Here is an 8,268-nt window from a genome sequence, read left to right on the forward strand (position 1 = left end):
GACGAAGGTGCCACGTAACTGACTTGATTAATTATATTACAGCTCCTGCAATTTTGCAAGACTTTTTTTGAGTCTCTCCAAAGAAATTTTCTTGCCGAGGATGGAAAGGATCTCCGTAGCGCCGCCCGGCGTGACTTTCTGGCCGGCTGCCGCGATGCGCAGCACCCACATCGCAAGGCCCTTCTTGATGCCCTCCGCTTCGATGTAGGCGTTGAGCTGCTCGTAGAGGAAGTCGTTGTTCCAGTTGTCCTCGGCGATGTCCTCGAGCAGGGCAATCATGCCCGGCAGGAGTTCGGCTGCCTTTTCCGGCGTGACCTTGTTGCGCTTGTTGACGTAGAGCTCTGCGTCAAAGGCCGGCTGCTCGATGAGGAAGGCCACTTCCTGCGGCAGGTCGCCGAGGCGCTGGATGCGCGTCTTGAGGAGTGCGCTGAGACGGGCCCAGCTCTTTTCGAGGTAGTCGGGCAGCTCGCCAACGAACGGGCGGGCCATCTTGGCGAATTCGTCGTCGCTCATGGCCTTGAGGTATTCGCCGTTGATCCAGCCGAGCTTGTCGTAATCGAAGACAGCCGGGGATTTCGAGAGGCCGTCGAGGCTGAAGTGCGCGATGAGCTCATCCATCGAGAAGATTTCCTGGTTCGTCGTCTTCGGGTTCCAGCCGAGCAGCGCCACGTAGTTGACGATGGCGTCCGGCAGGTAGCCGGCCTTGACGAGGTCATCAAAGCTCGTGGCACCGTGACGCTTCGAGAGCTTCGAGATGGAGCCGTCCTCGTTCTTGCCCATGACCGGAGCCAGATGGATGAACGTCGGGACATCCCAGCCGAAGGACTGGTAGAGCAGGATGTATTTCGGCGTGGAAGTGATGAACTCCGCACCGCGCATGATGTGCGTGATGTGCATGAGATGGTCGTCGATGACGTTGGCGAAGTTGTACGTCGGCATGCCGTCGCGCTTTAAGAGGACCTGGTCCTCGAGCTCTTCATTCTTGATCGTGATGTTGCCGTGAAGCACGTCGAAGAACGTCGTTTCGCCGGAAAGCGGCATCTTCTGGCGGATGACATAGGGATCCCCGTTCTTGAGGTGTTCGTCGATGACGTCCTGCGGCAGGTCGCGGCAGGTGCGGTCGTAGCCGCCGAACTTGCCGGCCGAGTGATCCTCATTCGGATCGCAGAAGCAGTAGTAGGCATGGCCCGTCTTGACGAGCTCTTCTGCATACTTCTTGTAGAGGTCCATGCGCTCGCTCTGGACGTAGGGGCCGTATGGGCCGCCGAGCGCCGGGCTCTCGTCGGGGACGATATGTGCCATCGCCAGCGTGCGGTTGATGAAATCGACGGCATCGGCCACGTAGCGCGTGCGGTCGGTATCCTCGATGCGCAGGATGAACTGGCCGTGCTGGGCCTTGGCATAAAGGTAGCCGTAGAGAGCCGTGCGCAAATTGCCGATGTGCATGTAACCCGTCGGGCTCGGTGCGAAACGGGTGCGGACGATCTGTTCAGTCAATTGATATTCCTCCAATTAAATAAGATAGAGATTGCGTTCATCACATATATTGTATAGCTTTGAGTATACTACAGAAGACCGGGATAGACAAGAAAGGCAAAGCGTCTGCCGGCGCCTTGCCTAATGGTTGCTCCTTATTTCTTCAGGAAGTTGTAGAGGGCTCGGTACATGACCATGGAGCTCACGGCACCGGGGTCTTCGTGTCCGATGCTGCGTTCGCCGACGAGCGTGGCGCGGCCGCGTCTGGCGACGATGGTCTTCGTATAGTCGACGCCTTCCTTGGCTGCATGCGAGGCATCGAGCAGGACCTCGAAGAGCGTCTTGCCCTCGGCATGCTCGGGCAGGAAGCAGTCGTGAATCGGGATGAGAACATCGAGCATCGTCTTGTCGCCCTTCTTGGCATGGCCGCGGCGTTCGATGCCGGCGATGGCTGCGCCGAGAAGTTTCTCACAGCTCTCGATGTTGAGCTTCGTATTTTCATCGCAGACCTCCGAGGCTTTGACGAAGCCCGTGCCGTAGAGCGGGCCGGCCGCACCGCCGACATTCTGTATGAGGGCCTTGCCGATGGCGTGGAGAACGGGGCCCGGCTTTGACGTATCATCCATTTCATCAACGGCCTCTACGGCAGCGTGGAACCCGCGCGCCATGTTGATGCCGTGGTCGCCGTCGCCGATTTCAGCGTCGAGAGCCGTGAGATAATCTTTCTGAGCGATGATCGCAGCTGCGACAGCATCGAGTGCATCTTTGATTCTGGTCATAAGAAACTCCTTTGTGTTCACTATCGTGTTGCTTGTATTGCACGAGATATGCATTTTATTATCATTTGTTATAAGGAAACAACGTTATATTTATTATAAATACAAAATAATAATATTTGTATTTTTAATAAATTTCGCTGTTCACTCTTTCTCGCATCAGGCGCAGCCGGAGCTGCGACGAGCGCTCATCGAAAGGGCTACTACAGCTGGGCGCAACGCTACGCCCTCTATCCCGTCTGCGTTCATGTTCGGGAATACTTTTCGCATGATCTGGTAGGCACCATTGATGTCGGCATTGATTTTCCGACCATCGTTTGCTTGGAACAGGCCGCGATGAATACGGCGTGACTTGTCATAGTGGTCTTTGGTCGGAACCTCGCCATCCAAGAACGATGTGCCACTCGTGTAGCTTTCTTCCGTCAACACGACCTTCATGCCAATTGATTCGGCCTTGTACTGGAGCATCTGGATGAAGCGGGCGAAAGGCAGCTGTACGAAGCTCTGGTTGACTTTGCGGCCAAGGTTCACTTCCTGTTTCCAGCCCTTGTTCTTGCCGATGACCAGTACAGACACATCCTGCTCCGCGCATAAGTCGATGACCTTGCGGCTTGCCTTGTGCAGGTAATCCTCGACTTTGCGGTTCCGCTTCGCTGTGAGCCGCGCGATTCGCTTGGATGAATGGCGTCCATTCATCAGCTCACAGATGCTCCTGCGCTTGGCCATCTGCTTGTTGTAGTACTGATTGACCGACTTGAGCGGCGTCCCCTTGAGCAGGACAGGTCGCTCGTCTGTGTTCCAGGCCAGCGCCGCGAGATTGTCGACGCCGATATCGATGGCGGCATACTTTCCATTGTTGGCTTTCTCTTTGACTTCCGGCAACTCATAGACGAGCTCCAGATTAATCTCACCACCATGCGGGATAATGCGTGCCTGCTTGAACACAGCTTCTGGCTGACTGGCAAAGATGGCCTTTACCGTGAAGCCTTGAAAGACTCTTGGAAAACGGATGACTCCGTCCTTGAGCCTGCAATTCTGGTTCGTCAGTACTAGCGGGAAACAGCCATCTTTCGGCTTGTACTTCGGCAGTTTTGGCCGTTCCTTGTACTTCTCAGGATGTGCTTTCCAGTCTTTGATGGCCGCGAAGAACGACGTCCAGTTCTTGTCCAGCAGCCGGAGCGTCTGCTGTGCCGTCTGCGCCGTCGGCATCTCCCGATAGTCGGGGTACTCTGCGTCAGCCTTTAGCAAACGGTCGACTTCGCCATAGCGCAGCCATTTGCCATCTTCAATGAATGTGTGACGAATCCGGAAGTTCCCGTGGTTGTACAGGTTCTTGGAACGATGACAGAATTCGCGCAGCATGGCGTAAAAAGGTGAAGAAGGTTTAAGCCGGTGGTGTTCCACTCGTTTCATCATCCTCTATCGCCTCCTTGATCTTCCGCAGTCTTCTGCGGCTTTCATACAGCTTCATGGAGTAGCAATGCAACAGGCTTACGGTATCCTCGAACACTTCCTGCGAGTCAAGCTTTTCGGACCCAACTTCACTCATGACGACAATCTCACAGTTGTACTTCTGGAACAGATAGTAAAATAAGTCATAGCCGACGCGTGAAAGCCTGTCCTTATAGGTCACGACCACACGCTCGACACGCCCGGCAAGGACATCGTCCAGCAGGTCAAAAAAGCCCTTCCGTTTCTCGAAGCTGATACCACTGGCGATATCTGAGAATACGCCGTTGATGCTATAGCCGTTCGCGAAGCAGAACTGCTTGAGCAACTGGATCTGGTTCTTGAGGTCGGGCTTCTGCTTGGGCGTAGAGACGCGGGCATAGATGTAAGTCTTACGCTTCACATCCTTGTTGAGGAACTTGTAGACATCTTCTTCGTTGTAGTCATAGTGGCCATTGGGCATAACGTGAACGCGGATAATCCCTGTCTTGACGTATTTCGTGAGCGTTGGCCTAGAAACCTGCAAGACACGAAGAACATCTTTAGCAAACATATGGGACTCACCTCTCTTCTATAGATAATTATAACATATTTTAATATAATTATCTATAGATTTGATATGGTTGATTTTATATCTTTACTATACCACATTATATTATATCATGAGCAAGCAAAATCACAAGTGTGAATAGACAGAAATATGGGAGAAGATAAACTCTTCACATTGATTCCTTTTGGTTTATACTGGAATCTTTCTATGATTTCTTTGAAAAAGATTTGCCTATTTTTTCCAGAAAAAGTATAATAGCAGAAAGAGATTATAGAAAGTATGATAAATTGCTATAGATTTACCTGGATTGGCGGGGGACCTGCCGGAAAGAGAGAGTAAAGGACATGGAAATCAAGGATATGCGCGCGTTTTACGCCATTGTCGAGGAAGGGAACATCAGCCACGCGGCGCAGCGGCTTGATATTGCCCAGCCTGCTCTGTCGCGTCAGATGAAGCGGCTCGAGACATCCCTCGGGGTGCAGCTCTTCGAGCGCGGCAGCCGCCGCATCCGTCTGACGGACGCCGGCCGCGTGCTTTACTCGCGGGTGGAACACATCCTCGGCATGGTGGACGGCACGGTGCGCGAGATCACGGAGATCGGTTCGGGTGTTGCGGGGTCCATCCGCCTCGGTACGATCACGACGTCGGGAGCACTTTTGCTGCCGGAGCTCATTTCGGAATTTCATCGCCGTTATCCGCAGGTGACGTATCAGATCTGGGAGGCAGAAGGGGCGAGGATCCTCGAGCTCCTCGACAACCGGGTCATCGAGATCGGCATCACGCGCACGCAGGTCGATGCCAAGGTCTATGAATCCATCGTGCTGCCGAATGAGCCGCTCGTCGTCATCATGAACAGAGAGCAGGAAATCGGCAGCGACGAGAACGTTGTGCGCCTTGAGGAACTCAAGGATGTGCCGGTCATCATCCCGCTGCGCTGGCAGAGCATGTTCGTGGCAGACTGCCGCAAGCGCGGCTTTGAGCCCAACGTCATCTGCGTCAGCGACAGCATCGTGCAGGACCTGCTGCTGGCCAAGATGGGCATGGGCATCGCCATCCTGCCGGTGTCCTCCAAGACGCTGCTGACCGATGGCAATCTGATCTACAAGAAGATGGTGGAACCGGAGATGAGCACGCATACGGTCATCGCCTGGCTCAAGAACCGCACGCTTTCTTCTTCGAGCGCACATCTCATCAAACTGTTTCGCGAAATGTTTCTGGGTGAGAAAGGAGAATGAACATGGCAAAGGCACAAAAGGTACAGATGGAATGGCAGGGCCTGCAGGTCGGCATGACCGGCAGGGCTGAGGAGCAGGTAACGGAGGCGAATCTCGCCAAGACGCTCGGCAGCGGCAGCCTGCCGGTCTACGGCACACCGGCCATGAGCTGCCTCATGGAGCGTGCGGCCGCAGAGCTTTTGGAATCGCATGTCCCTGCCGGCTGGACGACGGTCGGGACCTCCATGGCCATCGAGCATCGGGCACCATCGCCCCTGGGTGCTGAGATCCGGGCGGAAGCCGAGGTCACGGCCGTGGAGGGACGCAAGGTCTGCTTTGCCGTGCGGGCCTTTGCAGGCACGCAGGAAATCGGCTCGGGGACCCATGAACGCTTTGCGGTAAACGCCGAACGCTTCATGGCGAAGGCCTGCTCGCTTCCCGTTTGAACAGGCCGTGCGGTGAGTTAAAAATACAATTAGATTTACTGGAAAACTCTTTTCTTTGCAGGATGCACGGTATATAGTAGAATTATCTTTGTTCAATTCAGCAATCAGACTGCGTTGTGTCTGCTTCGTTACAACGCACATTCAGGAGGGGACGATATGGATAAACCGGTACGTATTTTTATCGTGGAAGATGAACCGCGCATTGCGCGTTTCCTGCAGATCGAGCTCGACCATGAAGGCTTTGAGACGGCGATTGAGAGCAATGGCACGCGTGCTTTTGAGCGCATCATGCAGGAGAATTACGACCTTGTTTTGCTCGATGTCATGCTGCCCGGCATGGATGGCATGACCATCTGCAAGAAGGTTCGTGAAGTCACGGATATCCCCATCATCATGCTGACGGCCCGTGACGATGTCGAAGACAAGGTCGCCGGCCTGGATCTCGGTGCCGATGATTACATCACGAAGCCGTTTGCGATGGAAGAGCTCCTGGCGCGCATCCGCAACGCCCTGCGCAAGCATACGGCCGTGAAATCGGAACCGCCGATTGAAGAATGCCTGCGCGTCAAGGATCTTGCGATGTATCCGCGCCGCTATGAGGTGGAGGTCGGCGGGGAGCCGGTCCATCTGACGAAAAAGGAGTATTCGCTGCTTGAATATCTGCTCCGCAACAAGCGCACGGTCCTGACGCGCGATCAGATCCTGCAGGAAGTATGGGGCTATGACTACAGCGGCGATACGAATGTCGTGGATGTCTATATCCGTTACCTGCGCGCCAAGCTTGACGATCGTTTCCATGAGAAGTTCATCTACACCATCCGGGGCGTAGGATATGCCATTAAAGAATAAGCATCGCCTCAAATGGGGCCGTCTGTGCCGGTTCCTGACGCAGACCAAGATCTCGACGAAGATCACGTGCCTCTATGCGGCCATCCTGTTCGTCATCCTGATTTTCACGAGCGCCATCATGGGCGTGGGCGTCTATGCCTCGTTTTACCACCAGGCAGAGACAGAAATCGACATCAGTATGGAGCATATCCAGAAGCGCCTGTCGGACGGGGAGCACCTCGCGGGTATCCTGAACAGCGAGAATTTCGTCCTGCCGGGCGTCATCCTCATGGTCACGGATATCACGGGACAGGAAATCTACAAAAACGACGTGCATTACCCGTCGCTCGATGTTATTGAATCCCACCGCGTGGAGAATCCTCCCTTCTGGGCCAACAAGTCCATGGAAGTCTCGGAGCTTGACCGGTTTTCTCTCTATCATGCCACGATGAACATCATGGACAACGGGCAGATTTATCAGCTCCATTTCTTCCGGACCATCACGGCGGAACAGGGATTCCTGGAGCATTTGCAGCGCGTCCTGTTCATCATCACGATCATCGGCTTCCTGATTGCGCTGCTGGCCGGATATTTCCTGAGCAGCCGCATCCTGAAGCCCATACGCATCCTCACGCAGACGGCTCGCAAGATCGAGGTGGAGCGCATGGACCGGCGCATCGAAGTGCCGCCTGTACACGATGAGCTTTCAGAACTGGCGACGACTTTCAATCACATGCTCGACCGCCTTGAAGCAGGCTTCCAGCAGCAGCAGCGTTTTGTCTCCGACGCTTCGCATGAACTGCGTACGCCTGTGACGGTCATCCTGGGATACTCGGATCTCCTGTCGCGCTGGGGCAGCTCCGACAAGAAGATCCTGGAAGAAGGCATCAATTCCATCCGCACGGAAGCCGAGGATATGCAGCAGCTCATCGAAAAACTGCTGTTCCTCGCGCGGGCCGACCAGAAGCGACAGGTCATCCACAAGGAATATCTCGAGCTTTCCGAGCTTGTGGAGGATGCCGTCCGCAAGATGAAGTTTGCTGCGGGCAGGCATAGCCTGACCCTGGGCGAGAACGATGAGGGCTGTATCTTTGCCGATCCCGTCACCATGCGCCAGATGATCCGCATCTTTTTGGAGAATGCCGTCAAGTACACGCCAGAGGGCGGCCATATCACGGTGGCATCGAAGCGCAATGATGCGAAAAAGGCCATGCAGGTCGAGATTGCCGATGACGGTATCGGCATTTCGCCGGAGGACCAGGATAAGATTTTCGACCGGTTCTACCGCGCGGACCCCTCGCGCACGAAAGATGTGGGCAGCGTGGGCGGTACGGGTCTGGGTCTTTCGATTGCCCGCTGGATCGCCGATCAGCATGATATCACGATTGATCTCGTCAGCAAGCTCGGTGAAGGCTCGACGTTCATTTTGACCATTCCGCTGGCTGAGAAGGATGAGAAATCCGATGATTTAACAATAGGATAACCACAAAAAAGGGGCTGTGACAAAATGTAAAATCATTTTGTCCACA

8 protein-coding genes are annotated in these 8,268 nt (G+C 54.5%); 4 read left to right on the forward strand and 4 right to left on the reverse strand.

Annotated features, from left to right (window positions below):
* Nucleotides 1-36: 36 nt before the first annotated feature.
* The 4 genes from gltX to DWX75_RS10200 form a co-directional block, all read right to left on the reverse strand.
* Nucleotides 37-1,497, reverse strand: coding sequence for a glutamate--tRNA ligase (gene gltX / locus DWX75_RS10185; RefSeq protein ID WP_118016206.1), 1,461 nt, complete (start codon nt 1,495-1,497; stop codon nt 37-39).
* A gap of 134 nt (nt 1,498-1,631) precedes the next feature.
* Complete coding sequence (gene dhaL, locus DWX75_RS10190; RefSeq protein WP_118016207.1) at nt 1,632-2,255, reverse strand: dihydroxyacetone kinase subunit DhaL; 624 nt, start codon at nt 2,253-2,255, stop codon at nt 1,632-1,634.
* A gap of 156 nt (nt 2,256-2,411) precedes the next feature.
* Entirely contained in the window at nt 2,412-3,668 is a 1,257-nt protein-coding gene (locus tag DWX75_RS10195) for a transposase (protein ID WP_233519566.1), read from the reverse strand.
* Nucleotides 3,637-4,254 (reverse strand): IS607 family transposase, encoded by a 618-nt coding sequence (locus DWX75_RS10200; protein ID WP_118016208.1) that lies wholly within the window; start codon nt 4,252-4,254, stop codon nt 3,637-3,639. Before DWX75_RS10200 ends, DWX75_RS10195 begins: the two co-directional genes overlap by 32 nt.
* Nucleotides 4,255-4,595: 341 nt before the next feature.
* On the opposite strand from DWX75_RS10200, the gene DWX75_RS10205 reads away from it, so the two are divergent.
* The 4 genes from DWX75_RS10205 to DWX75_RS10220 all read left to right on the forward strand — a co-directional run bounded on the left by DWX75_RS10205 (nt 4,596) and on the right by DWX75_RS10220 (nt 8,222).
* A complete protein-coding gene (locus DWX75_RS10205; RefSeq protein WP_118016209.1) occupies nt 4,596-5,486 on the forward strand; it encodes a LysR family transcriptional regulator in 891 nt (296 codons plus the stop codon).
* Between the two features lie 2 nt (nt 5,487-5,488).
* Nucleotides 5,489-5,911: a thioesterase family protein gene (locus DWX75_RS10210; RefSeq protein WP_369974349.1), complete on the forward strand. Its 423-nt coding sequence runs from the start codon at nt 5,489-5,491 to the stop codon at nt 5,909-5,911.
* Between the two features lie 156 nt (nt 5,912-6,067).
* Complete coding sequence (locus DWX75_RS10215; RefSeq protein WP_118016210.1) at nt 6,068-6,760, forward strand: response regulator transcription factor; 693 nt, start codon at nt 6,068-6,070, stop codon at nt 6,758-6,760.
* Nucleotides 6,744-8,222 (forward strand): cell wall metabolism sensor histidine kinase WalK, encoded by a 1,479-nt coding sequence (locus DWX75_RS10220; protein ID WP_118016211.1) that lies wholly within the window; start codon nt 6,744-6,746, stop codon nt 8,220-8,222. The genes DWX75_RS10215 and DWX75_RS10220 overlap by 17 nt, the downstream gene beginning before the upstream one ends.
* The last annotated feature ends 46 nt before the right edge of the window (nt 8,223-8,268 follow it).

The sequence above is a fragment of the Mitsuokella sp. AF21-1AC genome (genome assembly GCF_003458855.1).
Taxonomy (GTDB): domain Bacteria; phylum Bacillota; class Negativicutes; order Selenomonadales; family Selenomonadaceae; genus Mitsuokella.